The organism is Epilithonimonas sp., from assembly GCF_056329745.1.
Genome location: NZ_JBWEYV010000012.1, coordinates 37,601 through 62,657, shown reverse-complemented (window position 1 = coordinate 62,657; position 25,057 = coordinate 37,601). Strand labels below are relative to the sequence as shown.

Annotated in this window: 23 protein-coding genes; 8 read left to right on the top strand and 15 right to left on the bottom strand. The window is 38.6% G+C overall.

Going from position 1 to position 25,057, the window contains the following annotated elements; genetic code table 11:
- Positions 1 to 113: 113 nt before the first annotated feature.
- The 3 genes from dacB to AC00Y6_RS09940 form a co-directional block, all read right to left on the bottom strand.
- Complete coding sequence (gene dacB, locus AC00Y6_RS09950) at positions 114 to 1,568, bottom strand: D-alanyl-D-alanine carboxypeptidase/D-alanyl-D-alanine endopeptidase (protein ID WP_474490468.1); 1,455 nt, start codon at positions 1,566 to 1,568, stop codon at positions 114 to 116.
- A 149-nt stretch (positions 1,569 to 1,717) separates the two neighbouring features.
- Positions 1,718 to 4,165, bottom strand: coding sequence for a replication restart helicase PriA (priA, locus tag AC00Y6_RS09945; protein WP_474490467.1), 2,448 nt, complete (start codon positions 4,163 to 4,165; stop codon positions 1,718 to 1,720).
- Between the two features lie 163 nt (positions 4,166 to 4,328).
- A complete protein-coding gene (locus AC00Y6_RS09940) occupies positions 4,329 to 5,024 on the bottom strand; it encodes an ABC transporter ATP-binding protein (RefSeq protein ID WP_474490466.1) in 696 nt (231 codons plus the stop codon).
- A gap of 418 nt (positions 5,025 to 5,442) precedes the next feature.
- Between AC00Y6_RS09940 and ruvX the strand changes: the two genes are divergently transcribed.
- From ruvX to AC00Y6_RS09920, 4 genes are all read left to right on the top strand, one after another.
- On the top strand, positions 5,443 to 5,856 hold the full coding sequence (gene ruvX, locus AC00Y6_RS09935; RefSeq protein WP_474490465.1) for a Holliday junction resolvase RuvX: 414 nt from the start codon (positions 5,443 to 5,445) through the stop codon (positions 5,854 to 5,856).
- A complete protein-coding gene (def, locus tag AC00Y6_RS09930; protein ID WP_474490464.1) occupies positions 5,853 to 6,425 on the top strand; it encodes a peptide deformylase in 573 nt (190 codons plus the stop codon). The genes ruvX and def overlap by 4 nt, the downstream gene beginning before the upstream one ends.
- An 87-nt stretch (positions 6,426 to 6,512) precedes the next feature.
- Positions 6,513 to 7,091 carry a DUF5606 family protein gene (locus AC00Y6_RS09925; protein ID WP_474490463.1) on the top strand — a complete coding sequence of 193 codons (579 nt, stop codon included), beginning with the start codon at positions 6,513 to 6,515 and terminating at the stop codon, positions 7,089 to 7,091.
- Positions 7,092 to 7,155: 64 nt separating this feature from the next.
- The gene (locus AC00Y6_RS09920; RefSeq protein WP_474490462.1) at positions 7,156 to 7,878 is read left to right on the top strand and encodes an ABC transporter substrate-binding protein; all 723 of its coding nucleotides are present in this window, start codon (positions 7,156 to 7,158) and stop codon (positions 7,876 to 7,878) included.
- Between the two features lie 28 nt (positions 7,879 to 7,906).
- On the opposite strand, the gene AC00Y6_RS09915 is transcribed toward AC00Y6_RS09920, so the two are convergent.
- From AC00Y6_RS09915 to AC00Y6_RS09885, 7 genes are all read right to left on the bottom strand, one after another.
- Positions 7,907 to 8,101: a hypothetical protein gene (locus AC00Y6_RS09915; RefSeq protein WP_474490461.1), complete on the bottom strand. Its 195-nt coding sequence runs from the start codon at positions 8,099 to 8,101 to the stop codon at positions 7,907 to 7,909.
- 9 nt (positions 8,102 to 8,110) lie between these two features.
- Positions 8,111 to 8,713 (bottom strand): MarC family protein, encoded by a 603-nt coding sequence (locus AC00Y6_RS09910; protein WP_474490460.1) that lies wholly within the window; start codon positions 8,711 to 8,713, stop codon positions 8,111 to 8,113.
- Between the two features lie 50 nt (positions 8,714 to 8,763).
- Positions 8,764 to 10,494, bottom strand: a complete 1,731-nt coding sequence (locus AC00Y6_RS09905; protein ID WP_474490459.1) for a BatD family protein — start codon at positions 10,492 to 10,494, stop codon at positions 8,764 to 8,766.
- Positions 10,495 to 11,229 (bottom strand): tetratricopeptide repeat protein, encoded by a 735-nt coding sequence (locus AC00Y6_RS09900; protein WP_474490458.1) that lies wholly within the window; start codon positions 11,227 to 11,229, stop codon positions 10,495 to 10,497.
- A 212-nt stretch (positions 11,230 to 11,441) separates the two neighbouring features.
- Positions 11,442 to 12,287: an ABC transporter permease gene (locus tag AC00Y6_RS09895; protein ID WP_474490457.1), complete on the bottom strand. Its 846-nt coding sequence runs from the start codon at positions 12,285 to 12,287 to the stop codon at positions 11,442 to 11,444.
- Positions 12,284 to 13,183, bottom strand: coding sequence for an ABC transporter ATP-binding protein (locus AC00Y6_RS09890; protein WP_474490456.1), 900 nt, complete (start codon positions 13,181 to 13,183; stop codon positions 12,284 to 12,286). The genes AC00Y6_RS09895 and AC00Y6_RS09890 overlap by 4 nt, the downstream gene beginning before the upstream one ends.
- A 165-nt stretch (positions 13,184 to 13,348) precedes the next feature.
- Positions 13,349 to 14,278 carry an SPFH domain-containing protein gene (locus AC00Y6_RS09885; RefSeq protein ID WP_474490455.1) on the bottom strand — a complete coding sequence of 310 codons (930 nt, stop codon included), beginning with the start codon at positions 14,276 to 14,278 and terminating at the stop codon, positions 13,349 to 13,351.
- A gap of 126 nt (positions 14,279 to 14,404) precedes the next feature.
- Here AC00Y6_RS09885 and AC00Y6_RS09880 point away from each other — a divergent pair, with 126 nt between their 5' ends.
- On the top strand, positions 14,405 to 15,265 hold the full coding sequence (locus AC00Y6_RS09880) for a tyrosine-protein phosphatase (protein ID WP_474490454.1): 861 nt from the start codon (positions 14,405 to 14,407) through the stop codon (positions 15,263 to 15,265).
- On the opposite strand, the gene AC00Y6_RS09875 is transcribed toward AC00Y6_RS09880, so the two are convergent.
- Entirely contained in the window at positions 15,266 to 16,420 is a 1,155-nt protein-coding gene (locus AC00Y6_RS09875; protein ID WP_474490453.1) for a class I SAM-dependent methyltransferase, read from the bottom strand.
- A gap of 10 nt (positions 16,421 to 16,430) precedes the next feature.
- Positions 16,431 to 17,828, bottom strand: coding sequence for an MFS transporter (locus AC00Y6_RS09870; protein WP_474490452.1), 1,398 nt, complete (start codon positions 17,826 to 17,828; stop codon positions 16,431 to 16,433).
- Positions 17,829 to 17,853: 25 nt separating this feature from the next.
- Between AC00Y6_RS09870 and AC00Y6_RS09865 the strand changes: the two genes are divergently transcribed.
- Positions 17,854 to 18,618, top strand: a complete 765-nt coding sequence (locus tag AC00Y6_RS09865) for a 3-keto-disaccharide hydrolase (RefSeq protein ID WP_474490451.1) — start codon at positions 17,854 to 17,856, stop codon at positions 18,616 to 18,618.
- Between the two features lie 16 nt (positions 18,619 to 18,634).
- Here AC00Y6_RS09865 and AC00Y6_RS09860 read toward each other — a convergent pair whose 3' ends face one another.
- Together AC00Y6_RS09860 and AC00Y6_RS09855 are read right to left on the bottom strand one after the other, a co-directional pair.
- Positions 18,635 to 19,708 carry an agmatine deiminase family protein gene (locus tag AC00Y6_RS09860; RefSeq protein WP_474490450.1) on the bottom strand — a complete coding sequence of 358 codons (1,074 nt, stop codon included), beginning with the start codon at positions 19,706 to 19,708 and terminating at the stop codon, positions 18,635 to 18,637.
- Positions 19,709 to 19,735: 27 nt separating this feature from the next.
- Entirely contained in the window at positions 19,736 to 20,611 is an 876-nt protein-coding gene (locus tag AC00Y6_RS09855; RefSeq protein ID WP_474490449.1) for a carbon-nitrogen hydrolase, read from the bottom strand.
- 175 nt (positions 20,612 to 20,786) lie between these two features.
- Between AC00Y6_RS09855 and AC00Y6_RS09850 the strand changes: the two genes are divergently transcribed.
- Together AC00Y6_RS09850 and AC00Y6_RS09845 are read left to right on the top strand one after the other, a co-directional pair.
- Positions 20,787 to 21,200, top strand: a complete 414-nt coding sequence (locus AC00Y6_RS09850; protein WP_474490511.1) for an acyl-CoA thioesterase — start codon at positions 20,787 to 20,789, stop codon at positions 21,198 to 21,200.
- A 73-nt stretch (positions 21,201 to 21,273) separates the two neighbouring features.
- Positions 21,274 to 23,409: a S46 family peptidase gene (locus tag AC00Y6_RS09845; RefSeq protein WP_474490448.1), complete on the top strand. Its 2,136-nt coding sequence runs from the start codon at positions 21,274 to 21,276 to the stop codon at positions 23,407 to 23,409.
- Between the two features lie 58 nt (positions 23,410 to 23,467).
- Here AC00Y6_RS09845 and AC00Y6_RS09840 read toward each other — a convergent pair whose 3' ends face one another.
- Entirely contained in the window at positions 23,468 to 25,009 is a 1,542-nt protein-coding gene (locus tag AC00Y6_RS09840) for a S41 family peptidase (protein WP_474490447.1), read from the bottom strand.
- Positions 25,010 to 25,057 lie beyond the last annotated feature (48 nt).

The following is a 25,057-nucleotide window of genomic DNA, read 5'->3' as shown; positions in this document are numbered from 1 at the left end:
ATTTGAACTAATAAGCATAAAAGAAACATAAAATATTTCAAACGTCCATAATTTTTTTTTTACACTATAAAATACATCTTCAAGGAATATTTCGGTAGCGTTACTCTAAAAATTTATAAATCAAGTGTCGGATCCAATAGCTGTTCCATACGTTCTTTTACTTGGCCTACAGAACCGGAGAACCGGTTGATCAGCAAAGAAAAAACCAACGTTTTGTTGCTTCTGGTTTTGATATATCCGGCCAAGCATTTTACACCGTTCAAAGTTCCTGTTTTAGCAAAAATCTGCCCGTTGGAATTTACCATAAACATGTGTTTAAGAGTTCCGGATTGTCCTGCGATTGGCAAAGATTCAAAATATTCTTTGTAATAAGGGGACTTCATCATTGCGGCCAAAAATTTAACTTGCGAAATCGGGGTTACCGTATGTGACTTTGAAAGACCGCTGCCATCCATATAATTCAGTCCGGTCATATCAAAATTAATGGATTTGAGGTGGTCTCTTACCACTTCCCTTCCAGATTCTACCGTCTGGTCTCCCAACTTCTGAAAGCCGTTGGACTTCAATAATGCTTCGGCATAGCCATTATCACTCCTTTGGTTGGTATAATTGACAATTTCAGCCAAAGTTGGAGATTTATAAACTGTCAAAACCTCTCTTGGTTCAGGATCTCTATCAACAATTTTTGGGGTTACTTTTCCAAGAACAATAATTTTATTCCTTACAAGACTTTCCCTAAGTTTATTAGCTAAAAAAGCTGGTGGTTCTGCCACTTTAGTCGTTACCCAACTGCCTTCAAATTTATCTGCATAAACCAGTTTGTTGGCATAAGGTGAAAAGTAAAAATATCTTTTTTGTTGATTAAAAGGATTGTTGGACTGGCCGATCAATACCTTCTCGTTTCGTGGATCGATTTCCTTTGTTGTACCGGCTGGCAAAAAGTAATTTTTCTGCTCCAGCCAGACAATATTTTGTGGCAATTCGGTTTTATTTTCTTTGAAAACAGCCGTTTGGATCACAATATTACCAGTTACTTTTTTAATGCCCTTCTCCCTAATGGCGTCCAGATATTGCGTTACAATTTGTCCATAACTAGAAGCACCGCCTCGGCTTCCGCCCAAAGAAGGATCGCCACTGCCTACGATATAGAGATTGCCTGTCAAGACTCCTTCCGCATCAATATTCCCGGAATATTCCAGTTGGGTATTCCATCTATAATGTGTTCCAAGCAATGCAAAAGCCGTCTCGGTTGTTAATAATTTTGTGGTAGAAGCCGGTATCAGAGGAGCAGTTTCGTTATATGCCGTCACCACTTTTTCTGATTTTGGGTCATAAACCACAAAGCCCCAATTGGCATTTCTCAGAACTGGATCGGTAAACATTTTATTAATGTTAAACTCTATCTGATCTTTTGGCGACAATAAAGCCTTTTCCGCCGTGATGTCTTTTACAAGGTTCTGATGGTCAGCAACCTGAGGAAGTGTAGGTACCGCGACGCTTCCCTGAGCAAAAAAAAGTGTTGAAATACCAAAGGTTAGGATAGAAAAATAATTTCTGAATTTATTCATTCTTAAAGAATTACATTTTTTATTAAATTATTTTTAAAAAAGAATGTTGAGACAATAGCATTGTTCTCAAAACGAAGTAAATTTAGAGAATATTGCCTTAGAGACAGGCGTTAATCGTGATAAAAAAGCTGAAAGTTTGTTAAATACTGTTAAAAATCAACAAACGTATCGATTTTGATTGATTTATAGGCTGATATTTCATCAAACTCGTCAAAAGATTTCAAGAGTAGTTCTTTGTAAATCCTGTAGTTTTTATTTTTTGGGAATTTGAGGAGAATCTGGTATTGATAAAGGTTATTAAGTCTTGCAATCGGGGATTTTTCTGGCCCTAGGATGCACTCTTCGGGAATATATTTTCTGAGAATCGAGCCTAAAAATTGTGAAGCTCTGCCTAATTTATCTTCTTTTCTGTGTTTCAACTCAATCATTATCAATTTCACAAAAGGCGGATAGAGGAATTTTTTTCGCTCATCCAGAAAGTATTGATAAATCTCTTTAACATTCTGATTTTTAATTAGTTCAAAAACCGAATGCGACGGATTATAGGTCTGGATAAGGATTTTCCCATTTCCGGAAACGCGCCCTGCCCTCCCGGCAACCTGCGTAATCAGCTGATAAGCCCGTTCTTCTGCCCGAAAATCCTGAACGTGAATCAAAGAATCTGCTTTTGGAATGGCCACCAGCTCTATATTTTCAAAATCCAAACCTTTGGAAATCATCTGTGTCCCTACCAGAATATCGGTTTCGCCATTTTCGAGTTTTTCGTAGAGTTTCTCGTAGGCAAATTTCTTGCGCATCGCATCCACATCCATCCTGTCCACTTCGGCATCTGGAAAAATATTTTTTGCTTCTTCTTCAATCTGCTCTACACCAACTCCTTTTGTATTAAGGTTTTCGCTGTGGCAGCTTGGGCAAAATATAGGTTTCGCTGCGTGATGTCCACAATAATGGCATTTGAGCTCGTTGGAAGATTTATGATACGTCATCACCACATCGCAATTGCTGCAATAGGTAACGTAGCCGCAGGTTTCGCATTCGATAACATTGGCGTAGCCACGGCGGTTGTGCAAGATAATGCTTTGCTTTTTCTCCGCGAGTTGAAGCCCGATTTCATCAATCATTTTTTGGCTGAAATTCCCAATAATCTTTTTCTGATTCTGCGCTTCCCGAATGTCAATTAATTCAAATCTCGGCAAATCCACTTTCCCAAAACGCTCATTAATCACCACATACCGCAAACGATCTTTCATCGCCAACTCATAACTTTCCAAAGATGGCGTTGCAGAGCCAAGAATCAGGCGTGATTGGTAAAAATCTGCCAACATCATCGCCGCATCTTTCCCATTAAAAAAGAAATGCTGATCTCTCTGCCGGTACGCCGAATCGTGTTCCTCATCTACAATGACCAATCCTAAATCCTGATAAGGTAAAAACAGGGAATTGCGCGTTCCTATAAGGATTTGGAGTTCGTTATTTTTAATTTTTTTCCAGACTTCTACCCTTTCAAAATCGGTGAGTTTGTTATGATAAAAACCAAGTTTTTTGCCGTATTTTTTTTCCAGCCGGATGGTAATTTGCTTGGTCAGCGCAATCTCAGGAAGCAGCAGCAGCACATTTTGCCCGGCATTGATGCAATCTTCGATCTTCTCGAGATAAATGTGTGTTTTCCCGGATGACGTTACGCCGTGCAAGAGGACATTTTTTTCTTCTGAGAAAGCCTGATTAATTTCTGAGATGGCTTTCTGCTGAGCGTCTGTCAGTTCTTCGATTTCTTCGATTTCACCTTCGTATGAGTCGAGGCGGTCTTTCTCGAGAAGGTATTCTGTCACCCAGCCTTTTTCTATCAAAGATTTCAGCTGTTGATTGGCAAAATTACCTTCGTCAAAAACCAGAGATTTCCTTATCGGTTCCTGAGGATTATCAATTTGCTTTGATAAGATATTCAGGAAAAGATCTTTTTGTTTTTTGGCTTTATCCAGTTTTAAAAGAATCATCGCCAGATTCTCAGAAACCAAAGCTTCATCATTAATTCTGAGGTAGGCAATTTCTTTGGCTTTATACTTTTCCGTAATTTTCTCGTCAACGGAAATGTAGCGCTCATCAATCAGCGCATTGATGGTTTTGATGATTTCCCGTTTTGGGATAAAAGCTTCAATCTCCTGTATATTGAGCATTTGCCGAACTTCCAAAGCCTGCAGAAGGTAAGTTTCGTTGGCATCCAGATTTTGCCAATCGATGGTTCTTTCGGACAAGAGCCTGATGTAAGTTTCGCTTTCCAGTTTAAGCGAAGATGGAAACGCCAAACGGTAAATTTCGCCCAAATTACAGAGGTAATAAGAACTCAGCCAGTTCCAAAAATCCAATTGCTGTTGGGGAACAATCGGTTGATTGTCCAGCAAATTGATGATTTCTTTTGGGACAAAGGTATCTTCAAATTCATCAAATAATTCCGCAACAATCCCGGTATAAATCTTTTTACCGCCAAACGGAATCAAAACCCGCATCCCGACTTGGATCTGATCCATAAAATCAGCAGGAACTTTATAAGTAAAAGTACCTTTGAGATTAAGCGGAAGGATAATTTGGGCGAATTGCAAGTGGTAATATTTTTAACGCAAAAAGCGTAGATATTTTTATTAATTATTGAGAATATTTTAAAGTCGCAAAGAGACTTTGCTTAGTTAAAAACTCTCTTTTTGCGTTCTTATATTGATGAATTCCTGAAACAATTGTTAATCAATTATCATTCATCATTTATAACTAAACCGTATAACTTTGGAACGCTTCTTCCAGACTTGCGAATTTCCCTTTAAACTCCGAGATTGGCGAATCCTGAATGATGTTGCCCTGATGAATCAGAATAACGCGCGAACAAAGCGCTTCCACTTCCTGCATAATATGCGTGGAAAGAATCACCGTTTTGGCTTTCCCAATTTCTTTGATGACATTTCGGATTTCTACGATTTGATTGGGGTCCAAACCGTTGGTTGGCTCATCCAGAATCAAAAGATCCGGCTCGTGGAGAATGGCCTGCGCCAATCCTATTCTTTGCTTATACCCTTTGGAAAGCTGACCTATTTTCTTCGATTTTTCCGGTGTAATGCCTACCAAATCGATAACCTGCTCTATCCTATCTTTCTTGATGTTGTGAAGATTGGCAACAAACTGAAGGTATTCTTTCACATACATCTCATTGTACAAAGGATTATTCTCTGGGAGAAAACCAATTTTTTTCTTTGATGCGATGTCATTTTGGGAGATGTTTTTTCCATCGAGTAGAATCTCGCCTTCATCAATCTTCAGAACGCCTGTGATGGATTTCATCAATGTAGATTTCCCCGCACCGTTGGGACCAAGAAGGCCGATGATTTCGTTTTTGGCAATATTGATATTGACATCGTTGAGCGCAACTTGCTCGCCGAATTTTTTGGTAAGCCCTGAAATTTTTAAAGACATCGGTTATATTTATAAATGATAAGTGATGAATGCTAATTGATCTACAAAAATATGAAAATTACAACATCTTTTTAATTGTAAATTACGCAAAGACGGTCTGTACTGATTGCAAGCACTTTATCTTCCTTAGAAATTCGATCAGTTAATATGGGAAAACTTCAATCATTTGAAAAACGGAGATTATAGGACAAATGTTTCGATCTGGCGAAGCGCGCCCCGGCAAAGGTGGAGCTCCTTTTGCGAGAGGCTATGCCGAGCAAAAGAGCGGGAACCGGAGACGGAAATGGCGCCCCAATAAAATCTAAAATAATTTTTTCTGTAACAAAAAAAGAAGATTTGAACAATAATATTTTGACCAATAAAAACTGTAAAAACCCAATTTTTATACAGCTAAAAATTTTTGTAAATTTGCATCTTTATGGGACAAATCCTCGCCATCGATTACGGAAAAGCAAGAACAGGCATCGCCGTTACAGATGATCTGCAAATTATCGCCAGCGGACTGACCACCGTGGAAACGCCAAAACTTATGGATTTCCTCAAGCAGTACTTTTCCGAAAATCAGGTGGATGAGATTGTCATTGGGCTTCCAACAGACCTCAAAGGTAATATGTCTGAAATCGAAACAGAAATTCAGAAGTTTATTGCGGGGTTCGAAAGGGATTTTCCCCATAAAAAAGTTAACCGCCTGGATGAGCGTTTTACCTCCAAAATGGCATCTTTTTTTATCAGCCAAAGTGGTAAAAACAAGAAACAACGCCAGGAAAAAGGGCTGATTGACAAAGTAAGTGCAACCATATTATTGCAAAATTTTTTAGAGCAAAAGAGATGATTTTACCCATTAGAGCATTCGGAGATTCCGTTTTAAGAAAGCATACCCACGACATCGACCAAGATTACCCGGAGTTACAAAAGTTAATAGACAACATGTTTGAAACCATGCATGGCGCCAATGGTATTGGCCTTGCAGCGCCGCAAATTGGCCTGGACATTAGGCTTTTCGTGATTGATGTGACCCCTTTAGCTGATGATGAGGATTATGAAGATATTGCCGAGGAACTTAAAACCTTCAAAAAAGTGTTTATCAATGCCAAAATACTGGAAGAATCTGGTGAAGAATGGAAATTTAACGAAGGTTGCCTAAGTATCCCTGAGGTTAGGGAAGATGTGAAAAGGAAAGCCAACATCAAAATCGAATATTATGATGAAAATTTTGTAAAACATGTGGATGATTTTTCTGACATCCGAGCCAGGGTAATCCAGCACGAGTATGACCATATCGAAGGGATCCTGTTTACCGATCACCTGAGTAATCTTAAGAAAAAAATAGTGAAAGGCAAACTTCAGAAAATTGCCAATGGCGATGTGCATGTTAATTACAAAATGAGATTTCCAAAATAATCTGTTGCAAACTATAAGAATCTGAAGCAAAAAGTATATTTTTGACCTCCAATAATTATAAAATCGATTAAAGAAAATATTATAAAAATGCAGTTAGAAAAAATCATTTCAATTTCCGGAAAACCAGGACTTTTCAAATTGGTTTCTCAACTTAAAAACGGATTCATTGTAGAAGACATTACCAGCAAGAAAAAGGCAAGTATCTCCAACTCCAGCCAGGTAAGCCTTCTTGATAATATCGCGATGTTTACTTTTGACAAAGAAGTACCTTTGTTTGAAGTTTTTGAAAATATTGCCAAAAAACACGATTACAAACCAACAATTAGCCACAAATCCCCAAGTGAGGAACTGAAAGCCTTTATGGCAGAATCACTTCCAAACTATGATGTGGAGCGTGTGTACGAGTCTGATATCAAAAAACTGGCGCAGTGGTACAACTTGCTACAGAAAGCGGGCTACATTACACCGGAAAGCTTTGTAAAGCCGGAAGCGGCAGCAGAAGAAACGGTGGAAGAAGCCAAAGTAGTGGAAGAAAAAGCGGAGAAAAAACCGGCTGCTAAAAAAACTCCTGCAAAGAAAGCGGCTGAAAAATCTGACGAAACCAAAGTTGAAAAGCCGGCTGCTAAAAAACCAGCTGCCAAAAAAGCAACTAAAAAAGAAGATTAATAATTAATCTTTTAAAATATGTAACTCTCTCAGAAATGTTTATTTTTGAGAGAGTTTTTTGTTTATGCGAGTCATTTCATTAGTTCCTTCGATTACTGAAACACTGTTTGATTTGGGTTTAACGCCCAATGAGATTGTTGGGCGGACAAAATTCTGTATTCATCCAAAAGATTACGTCATGAACGTTGATATTGTTGGAGGAACGAAAAACATCAACATCGATAAAATAAAATCCCTGAAACCTAACCTCATCATTGCCAATAAAGAGGAAAACGTTAAAGAACAGGTAGAAGAACTGATGAAAGATTTCAAAGTCATCATCACCAACATCGAAACGCTGGAAGATAATTATTATCTCATCAAACAATTGGGAAAGATCATCGGGAATGAAGATAGAGCTCAGCTTTTCAATCTCAAAACTCATGAAGCTTTTGATTTCCCTAAGCCTGATCAGAGGTTAAAAGTAGCTTATCTGATTTGGAAAAACCCTTATATGACAGTTGGTGTCGACACTTTTATTTCAAGGATTTTACAGGAACTCGGGTTTGAAAACCTTTTCAAAAACAAAAAAAGATACCCGGAAATTCAGTTGGAAGAATTAAAAGAAGCAGATTTGATTCTCTTATCCTCAGAACCTTTTCCATTTAAAGAACAACATATTCAAGAAATCCAGGAAGTTTGTAAAAATCAAAAAATAATAATTGTGGACGGCGAAGCTTTTTCCTGGTATGGGACACATCTGGCGAAGTGTGGAAATTACTATCGGGAGCTTAGAAACAAAATTTAAAAACCAATCATAGTGATTGGTTTTTTTATTATTTTTTGACACCTAACTTGCTCCAATTGTGCAAAATATAAACCACAATAATTCCTAATATGCCAGCTGATATAGAAAATATAAACTTGGTATTATCCTCATCAAAAAAACCTGAATTCCAATCGATTGCATATATATTAATACCAATTACAACAATAAAAAGGATAAGAAAAATTTTATAAAATGTCTTCATTACTTATGATTAAAAGTGAACGTAATTTTGAAATAGCTGTGCAAAGTTAGCTGTAAATAATTTAATAGAAATGGCCAACAAGATAATTCCGAAAACTTTCTGCAGAACCTGAAGAGATCCCTCTCCCATTTTTTTCTCTATCCACGGTGCCAGACGAAGTACCAAGTAGACCAAAATGGTATTGAGAATGATGCCACATATAATATTAATATCATGATATTCCGCCCTTAATGACAGCGTTGTAGTTAAAGTACCTGCGCCTGCAATAAGTGGAAATGCAATAGGAACAATGCTTGCAGCTTGAGTTTTGTTTCCTTTATGAATTTCGATGCCCAAAATCATTTCAATTGCGATGATGAAAATCACAAATGCTCCCGCTATGGCAAATGAATTGACATCCACTCCAATTAACTTAAGAATCTTGTCCCCAATAAACAAAAAAGAGATCATCAATAAACCAGCTACTATTGCTGCTTTTTCGGATTCAATACGCCCAAATTTTTGCCTTAATGAGACAATTACCGGAACCGATCCCAAAATATCAATAACAGCAAACAAAACCATAAATGCTGTTACTGTTTCTTTTATCGAGAAGTTTTCCAGAAATTCCATAGTTGTATTTTAAAGATTTCGCAAAACTATAAAATATTATTGACAAATTATCAAAGAACATCAAAGATTTCCCTGACTTCATCTAAAATATACTTTTGCTTTTCTTTAGAAGAAAAAGGTGCATATTTCTCTATATCAATCAGGCTTTGCAAATCAACATAGCGATTGTAAATATCAAGGTGGTTGGATCTCAGAAACTCTTCAAAATCCAAAGAAAAATGATCATGGCAATAGAGATTCGCCTCCGCCTTTAAATCTTCTAAAGCATAGAAAAACTTATCTGCGTCCGACTTATCAATCATTTTCTCTAGATAAACGTAATAGGCATTAACATCGGGCTTGTTATTTTTCCTAAGCAGCGCTTCGGTTTCAGCAATATTGACAATTGGTTTTTGAGACGTTTTACTTTTCTTATGTTCAGTTTTGCTTTTGCTGTATCGCCTGTATAAAACCATAAAAATGAGAGATATTACCACTACTATCAAAAGATTACCAACAATCCCCATCCAGTTAAAGCCTTTGTTTTTTTCGATCTTCAAACTATTGGTATTGATAACAGGCGAATTAACCGTCTCCAAAACATTGTTGGTATAATCATTAACTCTTTCCAAAGCAGTCCTAGAGTTTGCGATATCCTGCGCATTGACAGTTGCAAGCGTAAGTAAACCAGAACCAAGATCAACATATTTTTCGGTTTGTGGATCAAAATAGGAGAAATCCTCAGTTTCTACTTTTACGCCACCTCGCTTCTTAGGAATGACAATATACCGGGCTTCAATCTCGCCTTGTATGCCCTCTGGCGTTGCGATAGAATTATTAACAATCTTGGGTGGATAAATGTCATATTGTTGAGAAGGAATTATTTTTGGTAAAATTGCAGGAGACATATTACCTTGACCTTCAAGTTTTACAGCAATGTTAAAAGCCTTGTTAACTTCGAAATTCTCTTTCCCTTTATCCAGCAATTCTACGCTTAATCTATATTTGCCCACTGCATTTTTATAGCTTTTGGGTGCTCCTGCAGGCAATTTTTTAACATTAATTTTGACCTTATTAGAAACCAAAGTATTGCTATTATTAACAATAGGAACCTCCGCAGCTGGCATATCCACATAACCGGTAACTTTGGGAACCATTACAAACATTGCTACAATCTGAGAAGAAAAATCATTCTCCGAAGTTTCTATAGATTCATCAAAATCTGCCACGGACCTAATAGCAAAATTCTTGGAAGCCTCAAACCTGGCAGGCTCCAAATGCCTAAAACCTGAAAGATTTTTGGAAAAAGCTTTGATAACAGCCACAACAGGTTCGTTCTTGTAGACATCACGGTCCGACACCTGCATATTGAGATACATATTTCTTGTAGGGTGAGTTTTTGCCAGCGGTTTCTTCTCTGCATCCTTCACCACAATATCTATAGGCTCAGTCTTGTATATTTTACCATTTACTCTTACAAGAACAGAACCTATCTTGATATTCCCAGTCTGTTTGGGATCCAACGAAATTTCGCAAATCATTTGATTAATCCTGATTTTCTTTACCGGGTCTATCAAAGTATTTTGTTCTGAGGCGTAATCGAAATTAAATTTTGAGAAATCGGGAAGTTGGAGCGGGCTCTCCTGTACGAGGTCTTCACCCATGATTTCCAGCACTACGGTAAAAACCAAAGGGGAATTAACCCGAGCCTCTTTGCTGCTGATTTTTGAATACAGATTAACCTGAGCAAAAGAAATCACAGATGCCAAAAGGGATAATATGTATAAATTTTTCTTTATCATTTACCAATCCTTTTCGTTGCTTTGCGGCATCGAATTGGCGTTTTTGTTTAATATTTTTCTAGCAGTTTCTTTCTCCCTGTTTTCTATATCGCGCAAGATGGCTTTTTCTGCTTCTTCGGGGATTTTGTTTTCCTGCTTTTTAGGATTATTGGGTTTCCCTTGGCTTTCTCCTTTTTGCTGGTCACCCTGCCCGTTTTGTTGATTTTTGTTCTGGTCGCCTTTGCCGTCTTGGTCTTTATTCTTTTGATCTTTACCTTCGCCTTTGCCCTTATCTTTCTGTTGCTTTTGTTGCTGCTTTTTCTCTTTATCTTTCAGCATGGCAATCTCAAAATTTTTTCTAGTCGCCTCGTTGTAAGGATCCTGCTTTAGCGATTGTTTATAAAAATCTGCGGCTTTATCCGGATGATTGGTTTGCATGGCTACATTTCCCAAGTTGTGCAGCGCGGCCGCTTTCTCGTATTTACTCTTGGTATATTGCGTGGCTTTCTGATATTCGGCAGTAGCTTCTTCGTATTTTTTGCTTTTATAGAGGGCATTTCCAAGATTGTAGTGGGCTGTATAGCCTGATTTTTTTTCAGCAATTGCCTCCAGATATTTAGCAGATGCCGAATTGTATTCTTTAGCATCAAAACTTCTGTTACCTTCGTAAACAAGAGCATTATAACTTTTCTGCGCAAAAAGATATGGTGATGATAAAAATACAACGGAGCAAACCAGAATAAACCTCAATTCCATTAATGCAAAATTATCCGTTTTATTGTTAATATCAACACATTAAAAGTTAAAATTCGGTTAAAAATACATTATGAAATCCCCGATCAATGCGTTGTTTTGTAGATAAATATCTATCGGACATAAAAAAGTAAACCACCAGTTATCCTGATGGTTTAATTATGATCTATTAATTAGCTTGCAAACCAATTTGTATCTGTCATTTCAAAATACCTTTACCAGTCCTTTTTCTTTAGAATAAGATAACTACCTCCAATGAAAAATGCTGACCAAACGATACACGCAATCACGCTTTCTACAGGGTAATGAAACTTAAACTGCATCCCAAACATTTGTGCCATCTTGGTTCTTACCAGCGGATTCGGGATAAGGTTAGACATGCTGCCAAGTGGCAGATAATCTGATAAATAAATATGATTGGCAGATTCCAAAGCCTGTTTTTTGGGATCAATATTTTTGATAAACATGAACTTTTCTACGCCGGATAAAATCCCTTCCAAAAACCAAAACATAAAAAATCCAAGAAATACAAAAATGGATTTCCTGAAAAGTATGGATAAAAACATGAGGAACGTAAAGAATGTAAATAACTTCAAAAAGTAATTGAAAATAAAATAAATCTCTTTGAAAACCAAATCAGCCTCCTGCGTGGATGAATAACTTTTACCCAAAATCAATGCAATCACAAATACCAAAACAGTGGAGAATCCTGTAAAAACCAATATGGTAAGCAGTTTTGACATGATAAATTCTTCCCTGCTTAGGCCGTCTATAATATTCTGTTTAAACATCCGATTGCTAAACTCCTGACAGATAGAAAATACGATGATACAACCCAGAAATATCTTGAGAAGGCCAACAATGTATGTTGTGAAATTCCAGATGCCAGGAAAATCATACATGCCCTGCTCCTTCAGGTTAACATTAAGACCTGCCAAATCAAAATTGACAAGACCAACGAATAAGAGCAAAATAAGAACTATAAAATACAGCGCTGCAAATATCCGGAACGGATTATAATTGAAGTTTTTGAGATATTCTAATTTTAATAATCGTATCATGCGTTAGTTTGTTTTACAAGTTCCAAAAATTGACTCTCAAGGCTATCCCGTTTTTTCTGAAGCTGAGAAAGCACAATCCCTTTTTCAAACAGAATCCTGTTGAGATCCGTAGCAGAGATATCTTCCGCTATCTGAGCAATCAGCAGGTTATTTTTTTCTGTAACCGAAGAAAATAGCCCCAATGCTTCCAATGCTGTTTTAAGTTCAGAAAGATTATCCGACTTCAGCTCAAAAAAGCCTTTGGTATTGCTCATCCCATCAACCGTGCCGGAATAGATCGCCGTGCCGTGTTTTAATACAATAACATGGGAGCAGATTTTCTCGATCTCATCCAACAGGTGGCTGGCAATAATGATGGTAGTGCCGGATTTTGCAATGCTGCTGATGATCTCGCGGATCTGGATAATCCCTTCCGGATCCAAGCCATTTGTAGGCTCATCCAAAATCAAAACCTCGGGATTGGCAAGCAATGCAGAGGCGATAGCAAGGCGCTGCTTCATCCCAAGAGAATAGGTTTTGAAAGCATCTTGCTTACGGGATAAAAGATTAACCACAGCCAGCACTTCATCAATTCGGCTTTCTGCAACGCCCTTGATTTCCGCTACAATTCTCAGGTTTTTTTCCGCACTCAGGTAAGGGTAAAAATTGGGCTGTTCTATAATGGCACCTATTTTTTTGAGCGTATCGGTATCGGTACCCTCTTTCCCGAACCATTTCCACGATCCCGAAGTGGGATTAATAGTAGACAGCAGCATCCCAAATGTGGTGGACTTTCCGCTGCCGTTTGGCCCCAAAAGGCCGTAAACATTGCCTTTCTCCACATCAAAAGAGATATGGTTAACGGCGATCTGCTTAAATTTTTTGGTCAAATCCCTGACCTCCAGAATTTTTTCCATCTGATTATTTTATACAATAGTCTGCACTATCGGTTATTAGTTACATAACGATCTCGAAAAACGTAATAAGTAGATAAAAGAAAATAGATAAAAGACTTACAGCTAGACTGTTGATAAGCTGACAATATATCATTAAATCTTTTTCATTACTTCATTAGAATTTAATTAAAGAAATCCGGGATTTTGTCTGCTTGGGTTATGCGGTTCACCATCATCGATCTTTCTAGAAACTGCCATCGCTGCAACAAGGTCATTCAGCATGCTGCTTGCGGCAGTTGGCGTATTAGGAAGCAATACCAGGTTGGACCTGTTGTTAGCACCAATCGATTGCAACGTATCATAATGCTGTGTTACTACAATAAGGGCAGAGGCCTCATGCGGTTCTATCTGCACACTGTTTAGCATCTTTACAGATTCCTCCAGACCCTTTGCGATTTCTCGCCTTTGGTCTGCAATACCTTGCCCTTGTAATTTTTTGGACTCAGCCTCGGCTTTTGCAACCGCTACTATCCTTATGCGCTGTGCTTCGGATTCGTATTCTGCAGCAGTTTTCTCACGCTCAGCGGCGTTAATCCTGTTCATGGCATGTTTTACCTGCTCATCGGGATCTATATCCGTTACCAAAGCTTTGATAATATCATAACCATAGCTCTGCATCGCATCCTGAAGCTCGCCTTTTACAGCAATGGCAATATCGTCTTTTTTGACAAAGACATCATCCAGCTTCAGCTTTGGAACTTCTGCCCTTACTACATCGAAAACGTAGGAAGTAATCTGATCCTGAGGGTTCTCCAAACGGTAATAAGCATCGCCCACCTGAGTCCTGATAACCTGATATTGGACGGAAACTTTCATTTTGATAAAAACATTATCCAGCGTTTTGGTATCAATCATCACATCCAGCTGCTGGATACGGAGATTCATGCGTTTGGCGATCTGGTCTATAAAAGGAATTTTCAGCTGTAAACCGGCATGCCTGACGGAATGAAACTTACCCAAACGCTCAACCAATGCCGCGGTCTCTTGCTTGACTGTAAAAAATGATGCGAAAAGGACGATCAGTCCAAAAAATACGATAACTCCAATGAAATACATAAACTATTATTTTGCTTAAAGATATTTGTTTTTCCTAAGAACTGCAAGGAAATTTTGTCACATCATTAATATTTATCTCTATATTTCAAATGGTATAAAAAGACTAAATTTGAAAAAGCATTTTTTATGATCCGATATTGTTCATTTCTTCTACTTATCGTATTTTCTTGTACCACTCAGCATCTTTCTCAACCAGAATTTTCCGGCTATAAAAACCATAACCAAATCACTGTTAAAAAAGTGAATAATTTTCGTTTTTTGGGTGGAATAAAAAATACCAACGGCAAAATTTTACGCGACAGCCTGATCTACAGAAGCGGAAATCTCCACAATCTAAAGTTAGGATCTTTTAATAAGTTTGAACAATTAGGTTTTAAAAAAGTGATTGACTTGCGGACGAAACAAGAAATTGCCAAAGAACCGGATCATTTGCCTTCTGAGATTGATTATGAAAATTTCTCCGCCTTCGAAGATAAAAACGATGAAATGGCCAATGCCAAAAAACTGGCATTAAAAGGGAAAATTAATGAAAATGATGCGGATGCCAGGATGTTAAAATTTTACAAAGATTATGTTTCGGAAAACCCGCACATCATAAAAAGTATTATTACAGAAGTCCTGAACGCTGACAGCCCAATACTCTACCACTGCACCGCGGGAAAAGACAGAACTGGGATTATCACTGCTTTGATTCTCAAGATACTTAAATTTGATGATAAAATAATTTTTGAAGAATACCTGCAATCCAATAATCTCCGACAGCCCATTATTGAAAAAAGGCTAAAACTAGCCAACACATTTCATTTTATATATCCGAAACTGGACATTGCCGTGGTTGAAAAAACCAGCTGGGTAGAACGTAAATACCTTGAAGTTGCGTTTGAAGAAGTTAACGAAAAGTATGGATCAATGGATCGTTATATTCACGATATTTTGGGGATTAATGAATCCCAGCGCAATTATTACATCCAAAAATTTCTGAAATAATCAGTCTGCCAACGACCGTAAAATGACTTTCCCGGAAACAGATTGCGTGAAAATCAGGTAATGCTTTCCGCCATCGTTGAGTTTATATTTCTTCTTGATTTCCTCTGGCTTCAGAGGGTAATTTTTGGATATAATATTATACTTCTCAGCTTTTTTAAGTGACTTTGCCTCTATTTTTTCGACTCTCAAAACCCTTCCCGGGAAATGCTCAATTTCCTTCTCTGAAGTATAAAAATGGCTATTGGGATGAATTTTTTTCAGGTCAAAATGACGGGCAATACTGTTAAAACCTCCCGATTTCAAAACGGCATTATTCGGAATATACAGGTAATCCAGCACATCTGAAAATTCCGGTTTCGCCAGTTTTTCCTCATCAAAATTAAAAATAAATTCCGGCTCATCAGATTCTAAATTGATGCATTTTATCTTTGGATTTTGCTCCTGTTTTTCCATAATCATCAGCAATTCCTTAACCTCGTTTCGCACCGCAATGATTTGGATTTCGGTGATACTTTTGAGTTCATGAAGCAGGTAGGAAATATCAATCAACGGTGATAATTTGACCAAAATTTTGTCTGATAATGATCTTAATTTCTCTTCGATTTCCAATAGATTGGGAGACAGATCCTCCAACAAAAATTTCTTTTTGTTATGCTGGTCACGCCGCGCCGGGTCAAGGTAAATTAAATCAAATTGTTGCTGATTATGCTTCAGAAAATCCTCCAGGTTTTGATTGATAAAATTAGCGTTCCTATGCAGAATTTCCCAGTTATGCCCGACAATCGAAATCAAGTCAGGGTTTTGTTCAACCAAGGTCACTTCATCAAAATTTTTGGACAAAAAATAAGCATCAATCCCAAAGCCACAAGTTAAATCAAGGAAAGAATAACCTTTTAGGTTTTGGGCTTTATATTGGGCTGTTGTTTGTGAGGATGCCTGTTCCAGGTTGAGATTGGGCGGAAAAACAATCCCGTCCTTTAGCAGAAAAGGGAATTTTCTTTCCGCAGTTTTTTTCCCTTTGATCTGCTGCACCAGTTCTGACATGGAAACATCCGGAAAAGGTGACTTTTTCAGCAACAACTGATTGAGATCAGCACTGATATTTTGATTGATAAACGCCTGAATATTTGCAGAAAGTAGTTTTGAAAACTCCATTTACTTTAATTTATACAGATTTCATATTTTCTCCGTCTTTGGAATGCAATCTCCGGAAAACCAAACCTGAAAATATGGTAATAATCCCCATGATCAGAAAAGTGTATCGGTAAGCGTTATGAGTTTCATTATGAATCAGTTTTACATCGCCTTCAAAGAGCTTGAGAACGATAAGCCCAAACGATATCCCAAATCCAATTGCAAACTGCTGGTTAACAGCTACCAAAGAATTTCCGCTGCTGGTGTGGTATTTCCGAAGGTCGGCAATAGAAATAGTATTCATACTTGTAAACTGAATAGAGTTGAAAAAACCGAGCAGCAAAAGAATGGGCACATACCAATAAATAGAACTGTGAGCACCCGGAATGGCAAGCGAACATATCAAAACGCCAATGATAAAAGTATTGACCATCAACGTCTCGCGATAACCAAAACGGTTGAGAATCCTAATTACCGCAGACTTCCCAAACATAGACGTTAGTGCCATTGGAGCCACAATCCACCCAGAAACAAATGCAGATTGCCCGTATGAAATCTGAATCATCAATGGCACAAGCAACGGGATAGAACTGATACCCAGTCGTGTTGCCAGATTTCCTAAAATCCCTACCCGAAAGGTGCGAACCTGAAGAAGGTTAAGAGGAAAAATAGGATTGTTATCGCGCTGAGCGTGTCTGTAATAGAAGAACAACATCAAAAAACCAAGAAGGAACACCAAAAGCACGGGTGTGATATTTTTGGAATTACCGAGCCATTCCAAAGATACCGACAGCAGCAGCGAGGCCATGGCAAAAATCAGAAAACCTTTGAGATCAAAATCTATAACCGGTGATTTGTAATTTGGCATATACATTATACTCAGGATAATCCCCAATAAACCAATGGGAATATTGATGATAAAAATCCAGTGCCAAGATAGATAATCTACCAAGTAACCACCTACCAAAGGACCCAAAACCGGCCCAATTAGCGCAGGTACAATGGCATAATTCATGGCTTTCAGCAACTCGTTTTTATCAAAAGTCCGTATGAGAGCCAACTTGCCTACCGGCGTCATCAAGCTTCCGCCAACGCCCTGTATGACGCGGGAAACCACCAATTCGGTAAGGTTTTGTGACATCGAACAGAATAGCGAACCTAAAGAAAATAAAACTAGAGAAACAATGAAAACCCGCCTTGTACCAAATTTATCCGCCAAAAAACCACTTACCGGCATGAAGAGCGCCAAAGTCAAAACATAACTGATTATCGCATTTTGCATATTAAGCGGTGATTCGTGCAAATCCCTGGCAATAGACGGCAATGACGTATTAAGAATTGTAGAATCCAACATTTGCATAAAAATGGCAGTCCCCAATATAAAAGGCAAAGTCTTCTTAATAGTTGTTATATCTTTGTTTACAATCATCTTAACAAAAATATTAATTTTAATAATGAGAACGCTTCCATCCCTATTGTTTTTTCTGTTTTTTTATTCGGTTTCCGCACAAGACGATGTTTTTAAAGAAGCAGCTAAAACTGAAGTTTATAAACCCGTACCAAAATCTGTAGAAGCAAAACCAGCCTTTTTCGGTGCTCCTTCTGATGCTATTATTCTTTTCAACGGTAAAAACCTGGATGCCTGGATGGCTAAAAACCACACCGAAGCCCAATGGAATATCACTAATGGTATATTGACCGTCAACAAAAAATCCGGTGACATTATCACAAAAGAAAAATTTACAGATTACCAGCTTCACCTCGAATTTATGATTCCGGAAAATATCAGCGGCGAAGGGCAATTTCGCGGTAACAGCGGTATCTTTTTGGCTTACCTCGGTAACGAAAGCGATGGCTACGAACTGCAAATCCTAGACAGCTATCAAAACAAAACTTATGTGAACGGGCAAAGTGCCTCAATTTATAAACAAACTCCGCCGCTGGTAAATGCATCCAGAAAACCCGGGGAATGGCAAAGCTACGATATAAGCTGGACGGCACCGCGATTTGACAAACCAGGCAACCTTACGTCACCAGCTTATTTAACCGTATTTTTGAATGGCGTTTTGGTGCAAAACCATGTGGCTCTAAAAGGGCAAACATTATGGGTTGGCCAACCTTATTACAAAAAACACGGTGCCTCACCCATTATGCTGCAAGCTCATAATGACCCCAGTGAACCTATCCATTTTAGGAATATCTGGATCCGAAAGCTTTGAGGAGCTTTGATTTTAATTAAACCAAAGGCTCCTGCTGGCTGAGGCAATGGAAACTTCCCAATCCCCAGATAATATCGGTAGAATCTATGCCAACAACCTCCCTATCCGGAAAACATTTTTGAATAATTTCCAAAGCTACAGGATCTTTATCACATCTGTAAGTTGGTACGATGACAGACTTATTGGCGATGTAGAAGTTTGCGTAAGAAGCCGGTAAACGCTGTCCTTCGCAATACACCGCATCCGGCATTGGCAGTTTGATGATATTCAGTTTTTCACCATTCAGCAAAGTCATTTCTTCTAATTGGCGAAGATTGGTCTGAAGGATTTCGTAATTGTCATCTTCAGGATTATCTTCTATAACCGTAAGAACTGTATTTTCATTAACGAACCTGATGGTGTCATCCACATGACCATCTGTATCATCGCCCACAATCCCGTCATCTACCCAAAGAACCTGCTTTTGTCCGTAATATTTTTTCAAAAAATCTTCCACTTCTTCTTGGGAAAGATGCGGATTTCTGTTTTTATTAAGCAGACAAGATTTTGAAGTCAAAACTGTTCCTGCACCGTTAAATTCTACAGAGCCGCCTTCCATAATAATCCCGGGATAGAGAACCGGCAATCCTTTTTCCTCTGCAATTTTAGTTGGGATCACATCATCCTGTTCAAAAGGTGGATATTTACCTCCCCACGCATTGAAACCCCAATCCACAATAATTTTTTGTGGTTCGTCTCCCTTTTTGTTGATTAAAAAAGCTGGACCATGATCCCGGCACCAGGCATCGTTGGTCTCATTAAAATAAAACTCCACTTTGGAAATATCTGCACCCGCCTGAGAAATATACTCCATGGCAAACGCCTGCATTTCCTGATCTTTGACATTGATACACACAAATTCACCTTTCGTTAATTCAGCAATGAATTGTGCATAAGCAGGGTAAATCAAATCAATCCTATCTGGCCAGGAGTCTTCCTTATGAGGCCAAGAGAGCCAGGTTGCTTCATGCTCTTCCCATTCGGCTGGGAAAGTATAATTATGTAAGTCTAAGGCTGAAGATAGCAATTCAGAATTATTATTGTTGTTCATTATCTAATTTTTTGATGAGTAAAGGAATTAATCCTCATCTATAAACCTCTTTGTAATCGGCGAATAAGTTTCTATTCTTCTATCTCTCAAAAATGGCCAATGTTTTCTCATATAATCGGTTTGGGCAAGGTCCACTTCTGTAACAGCTACTTCTTCTTTATCATGAGAACCGAGATATAATAATTTTCCCTGAGCATTGGTCACAAAACTGCCACCCCAAAATTTCATGGCGCCATCCTGTTCAAACCCTACTCTATTCACCGAAACAACCGGAACGCCATTGGCCACAGAATGTGAACGCTGGATGGTTTGCCAAGCATTGTACTGGTCCTGATTGGTTTCCTCATCCTGATCCGTTGCCCAGCCAATAGCTGTTGGATAGAACATGATGTCGGCACCCATCAATGCGGTGATTCTGGAAGCTTCAGGATACCATTGGTCCCAGCAGATCAACACGCCTACTTTCCCAAATTTGGTTTTGAAAATTTTATAACCCAAATCGCCTGGCGTAAAATAGAATTTTTCATAAAAAGCAGGATCATCGGGTATGTGCATTTTTCTGTATTTGCCAAGATAAGTCCCGTCTGCGTCAATAACCGCAGTTGTATTATGGTAAAGTCCCTGGGCTCTTTTCTCGAATAACGACGCGATAATCACAACGCCCAATTCCTTGGCTACTGGTGATAAGGCATCAGTGGACGGTCCCGGGATAGGTTCTGCCAACTCAAAATTATCGTAATCCTCCACATCACAAAAATATAATGAAGTGAAAAGCTCCTGCAAACAAACAATCTGAGCGCCTTTTGCAGCAGCTTCTTTTATTTTTTCAATGGCCTTGTTCAGGTTTTCCTGCTTGTCTTTGACACAAGACATCTGAACAGTTCCTATTTTAACTTTTGACATTTTCTAAAATTTTTACAAAAATACTAAGATTATAACGAATCAAAAATCCCACCATTCAATTTCAGGATAAATTATGGAAAATTAATGTCATTATCCATATTTTCTATGAGATAGAACCGCCCAAATCCTATTATAATTTTACCTTTGCAACAAATTAAAATGCGACAGAATCATGATGAATTATCATACCAGAAAATGGATCAAACCGGAAGACCTCAACCCTAACCATTCACTTTTCGGAGGACGGCTTTTGCAGTGGATTGACGAAGAAGCGGCACTTTACGCCATCATACAGCTGGAAAACTCCAGAACGGTAACCAAATATATCTCCGAAATCAACTTTGTAAGTTCAGCAAAACAGGGCGATATTATAGAAATCGGGATCGAGGTGGCAGAATTTGGGAAATCTTCTTTAACCTTGCGCTGCGAGGTAAGGAACAAAATGACCCATCAGATCATCATCACCATAGACAAACTAGTTTTTGTGGGACTGGACGAAAATGGAAGTCCTAAACCACACGGCAAAACCAAAATAGAATATGTAGAAGACCGCCTGCATGTTAAAAACAATACGCCGGAGCAAGATTAATTATTCCTAAAATCAGCAACAGACACCTGATCTTAAAAATTTAATTAAATTCGTAAAATTTTAAAATTTTAGAATGAAAAAAATTCTCTTATCAGCTTTTGCCTTATCAGCTGTAATGACATTCGCCCAGCAATACGGCGGCATGTGGATACCAACAGAAGTGAATGAAAAAGAAATGAAAGAACTGGGAATGAAGATCTCTGCCAAAGATATTTTTGACCCCAACAAAGCGAGTATAAAAGATGCCGTGGTGCAATTTGACGGCGGCTGTACTGCAGAAGTTATTTCGCCAAAAGGCCTTTTATTAACCAATCACCATTGTGGTTATGACAATATCCAGTCGCACTCTACCGTAGAAAACGACTTGTTAACCAACGGTTTTTGGGCAAAAGACACAACCGGAGAATTACCCAACCCTGGCGTTACGGTAGATTTCATTACCGATATCCAAGAAGTTACCGGTAAAATCCTGTCCGGTACTCAGGGACTTTCCGGCAAAGAACTGGACGCTAAAATCAAACAAAACACCGAGGCTTACATTGCTTCTCAAAAAACCGAAAATTACCAGAAAATATCGGTAAAGCCAATGTATTACGGTAATAAATATTACGCTTATGTTATCGAAACTTACAAAGATATCCGTCTTGTAGGAGCACCACCTTCTGCTATTGGCAAATATGGTTCGGACACAGACAACTGGGTTTGGCCACGTCATACAGGCGATTTTTCGATGTTTAGGATTTATGCCGATAAAAACAATAAACCCGCTGAATATTCCAAAGACAACATCCCTTACACCCCTAAGCATTTCTTGCCAATCTCTATCAAGGATAAAAAAGAAGATGACTTCACTTTTGTATTCGGGTTTCCTGGGAGAACAACAGAATATCTACCTGCCGTAGCGGTAGAAAAAATCATGACAGAGATTGATCCGGCAATGATATCTGTGCGTGATGTAACTTTGAAAACTCTTGATGAGAAAATGAGAGTGGACAATGCAACAAGAATTAAATATGCTTCTAAATACGCCAGAATTTCCAATGCCTGGAAAAAATGGCAGGGCGAAATCGAAGGGTTGAAAAAATCCAATGCTGTTGGCAAAAAACAACAGTATGAGCAAATGCTGATTTCCAAAAATCCAGCCATCAAAACCACGGTGGACAACCTCAACAGGCTTTATCAGGAACAGGCTCCTTATGCACTGAACAGAGCGTATTACTCCGAGATGCCCAGAAATTCTGAAACCCTGGCTTTGGCAAGTCTTTTTGGGAGTTATGTAGAAGCTGTGGACAATGGGACTTCTTCTCAAAAATCTTTGGACAATCTAAAATCAAGGTTGGCAGAGATCTATAAAGATTACGAAAGCGGCCTTGACGCAAAAGTGACTGCTAAAGTCCTTGCTCTCTATGCCAACAAAACGCCACAGCAGTTTTTGCCTGCAGGCTTTGACCAATACAAAGATGCTAACAAAAACACAGCAACTTTGGAAAACTGGGCCAAAAATTCGGTAATCACAGGCGGCGGAATGGTGAATGGCGCTAACGTTTACACAGACATCAACAAAGTATTTGCTGACCAAAACGCTTTAGTTAAAGCCCTTAAGAATGACCCTTTGGTACAGCTTTATTCCAACATCAAGAATACTTACGTAAAAACCACGCATGATAAAGTAACGAGCTACCAGGCCGAGATTGATGCATTGCAAAAAACCTTCATGGCTCAGCAGATGGAGACCGACAAAGACCGAAAGTTTTTCCCGGATGCCAACTCTACGCTGCGTGTCACTTACGGAAAAGTAAAAGGTTCCAACCCAAGAGATGCGGTCACTTATGGCTACCAGACGCACCTTACCGGTGTTATGGAAAAATATATTCCGGGAGATTACGAGTTTAACCTGCCACAGAAGCTAATCAGTCTTTACAACACCAAGGATTACGGCATCTACAAAGATAAGTCTGGCGATGTTCCTGTTAACTTTACGGCAACCAATCATACCACTGGCGGAAACTCAGGAAGCCCGGCTCTGGATGCTTACGGAAATCTTATTGGGCTTAACTTTGACAGGCAATGGGAAGGTACGATGAGTGACATTAATTATGATCCAAAACTTTGCAGAAATATTATGGTAGATACCAAATATATCCTCTTTGTCATCGATAAATACGCCGATGCCAAATGGCTGCTCAACGAGATGAAAATCATTAAGTAAATATATTATCTATACAGATACTAACGTGAGTTCTATAAACAGGACTCACTTTTTTTTATTAATTCTGATGAATAATACCATTGCGGAATTTGACATCCTCCAAAACCCAGTTCAGGGTTTTATCGTCCTGCGTTTTCAGGTTATCAAAATCAGGGTCAACATAAAAATCTGGCATCACGCCTCGGCTTTTATTTTCAAAGGTGATATTGGGACGGATCAGGAAAAGTCCGATAGGCAAAGTCAACCTGGAGTTGGGAAGCGTTACGGTATTGTTAACACCTGCAACGGTGCCGTCATTTGCCCCGCCGGTTTCTTCGCCAATGATAAGTGCTCTTTTTTCAAATTTTAATTTGGCTGCGATGATAGACGAAGCCGAGAAACTACCACCATTGACCAATACATAAATAGAACCTGTAAACGCGTTGTTCTGAGGCTTTGTAGGTCTTGAATTAAAATCCCGGAAATAATAATGTTCGCCTTTTTTGGATGACAAAGCATAATTCCCGGCAAGAAAAAACGGATAGCCGGCAGCACTGAGGACTGATGAAAAAATACCCTGCCCGCGGAAATAGTTCTGGGACATCCCCGAAGTCCGGGAAGTCATCTCCGGTGACTTGATCAGGCTGAATTCTTTATCCGTAAGATAAGAATATAGCGTATTGATTTCGGACAGAGATCCACCTAAGTTATCCCTTATATCTAGGATCAACACACTGGATTTAGTATGTTTCATCTTATCAAACGAAGATTTATAAAACTTTTTGGCGTAACTGGAAGAAAACGATTTGATTTTGATATAGGCAATAGTACTGTCCGCATCCAGAAATTTCAAACTCCGGTTAAAAGTATTTGATTCCGGTTTATAATCCTGTACTTTTTGCATTTCCGTTAACTTTACCTTCTCATCATCTTTGTTAAGTTCCTGCTCAGATTTTTTGGTTCGCCTGATTTTTATTTCCGAGATGGCATTGTCCCTTTTTACTGTCAGCATCGCGCTGTCCTGATATCCTTTTTCAAGGGTATAAAAACTGAAAAACGTCAGGTTGATAAAATACTTTTGGAAGGTTTTATTTTTTCCGTCGGAACTGTACAGTTGATTGTATTTTTTGATAAGGTCTGCCGTATTTTCATTATTAATTTTCAGGATTTCGGTTCCTGGTTTTATATCTGCCACATTTTTTTTATTCTGGGTGACAAACAGCCGGTCGCCTAAAACCTTGTATTCCATCTGGGCAAACAGCGGGTTTTTAGTTTTGAGTTCTTTTTCCTCCGCTTTAGAATATTTTCTGGGATAAGCACGCAAGCGCAGATGACCTTCGCCTATACTCGCAATAACCGGTGCCAGGCGAAAGTAGAAAGCATTAGGCGTCATTGGTTGCTGGATCTGGGCTTTTAGGCTGTCAAATTTATAATCCAGATCTTCTTTGGAAATATACCAATACAGGTTAGGATGGTAACGTTTCAGTTTTTGGTAACCGAAGTCAACATCCTTCCGCAGTTTTTCTGCCGGAATAAGCTCCGTCATAAAACGGTTACTTTTCTTAACCGACTGGCAAGCCGTAAGAGAAACCACTAAAACAATAAATAAAATACGCTGCATATCTTATAAAAATAATATTTTCATCCTTAATAAATCATCAGTCATTAA

Coding starts and splice junctions, on each gene's coding strand:
- dacB (WP_474490468.1), bottom strand. CDS start 1,568: ATGAATAAATTCAGAAATTATTTTTCTATCCTAACCTTTGGTATTTCA.
- AC00Y6_RS09940 (WP_474490466.1), bottom strand. CDS start 5,024: ATGTCTTTAAAAATTTCAGGGCTTACCAAAAAATTCGGCGAGCAAGTT.
- ruvX (WP_474490465.1), top strand. CDS start 5,443: ATGGGACAAATCCTCGCCATCGATTACGGAAAAGCAAGAACAGGCATC.
- def (WP_474490464.1), top strand. CDS start 5,853: ATGATTTTACCCATTAGAGCATTCGGAGATTCCGTTTTAAGAAAGCAT.
- AC00Y6_RS09925 (WP_474490463.1), top strand. CDS start 6,513: ATGCAGTTAGAAAAAATCATTTCAATTTCCGGAAAACCAGGACTTTTC.
- AC00Y6_RS09920 (WP_474490462.1), top strand. CDS start 7,156: ATGCGAGTCATTTCATTAGTTCCTTCGATTACTGAAACACTGTTTGAT.
- AC00Y6_RS09915 (WP_474490461.1), bottom strand. CDS start 8,101: ATGAAGACATTTTATAAAATTTTTCTTATCCTTTTTATTGTTGTAATT.
- AC00Y6_RS09910 (WP_474490460.1), bottom strand. CDS start 8,713: ATGGAATTTCTGGAAAACTTCTCGATAAAAGAAACAGTAACAGCATTT.
- AC00Y6_RS09905 (WP_474490459.1), bottom strand. CDS start 10,494: ATGATAAAGAAAAATTTATACATATTATCCCTTTTGGCATCTGTGATT.
- AC00Y6_RS09900 (WP_474490458.1), bottom strand. CDS start 11,229: ATGGAATTGAGGTTTATTCTGGTTTGCTCCGTTGTATTTTTATCATCA.
- AC00Y6_RS09895 (WP_474490457.1), bottom strand. CDS start 12,287: ATGATACGATTATTAAAATTAGAATATCTCAAAAACTTCAATTATAAT.
- AC00Y6_RS09890 (WP_474490456.1), bottom strand. CDS start 13,183: ATGGAAAAAATTCTGGAGGTCAGGGATTTGACCAAAAAATTTAAGCAG.
- AC00Y6_RS09885 (WP_474490455.1), bottom strand. CDS start 14,278: ATGTATTTCATTGGAGTTATCGTATTTTTTGGACTGATCGTCCTTTTC.
- AC00Y6_RS09880 (WP_474490454.1), top strand. CDS start 14,405: ATGATCCGATATTGTTCATTTCTTCTACTTATCGTATTTTCTTGTACC.
- AC00Y6_RS09875 (WP_474490453.1), bottom strand. CDS start 16,420: ATGGAGTTTTCAAAACTACTTTCTGCAAATATTCAGGCGTTTATCAAT.
- AC00Y6_RS09870 (WP_474490452.1), bottom strand. CDS start 17,828: ATGATTGTAAACAAAGATATAACAACTATTAAGAAGACTTTGCCTTTT.
- AC00Y6_RS09865 (WP_474490451.1), top strand. CDS start 17,854: ATGAGAACGCTTCCATCCCTATTGTTTTTTCTGTTTTTTTATTCGGTT.
- AC00Y6_RS09860 (WP_474490450.1), bottom strand. CDS start 19,708: ATGAACAACAATAATAATTCTGAATTGCTATCTTCAGCCTTAGACTTA.
- AC00Y6_RS09855 (WP_474490449.1), bottom strand. CDS start 20,611: ATGTCAAAAGTTAAAATAGGAACTGTTCAGATGTCTTGTGTCAAAGAC.
- AC00Y6_RS09850 (WP_474490511.1), top strand. CDS start 20,787: ATGAATTATCATACCAGAAAATGGATCAAACCGGAAGACCTCAACCCT.
- AC00Y6_RS09845 (WP_474490448.1), top strand. CDS start 21,274: ATGAAAAAAATTCTCTTATCAGCTTTTGCCTTATCAGCTGTAATGACA.
- AC00Y6_RS09840 (WP_474490447.1), bottom strand. CDS start 25,009: ATGCAGCGTATTTTATTTATTGTTTTAGTGGTTTCTCTTACGGCTTGC.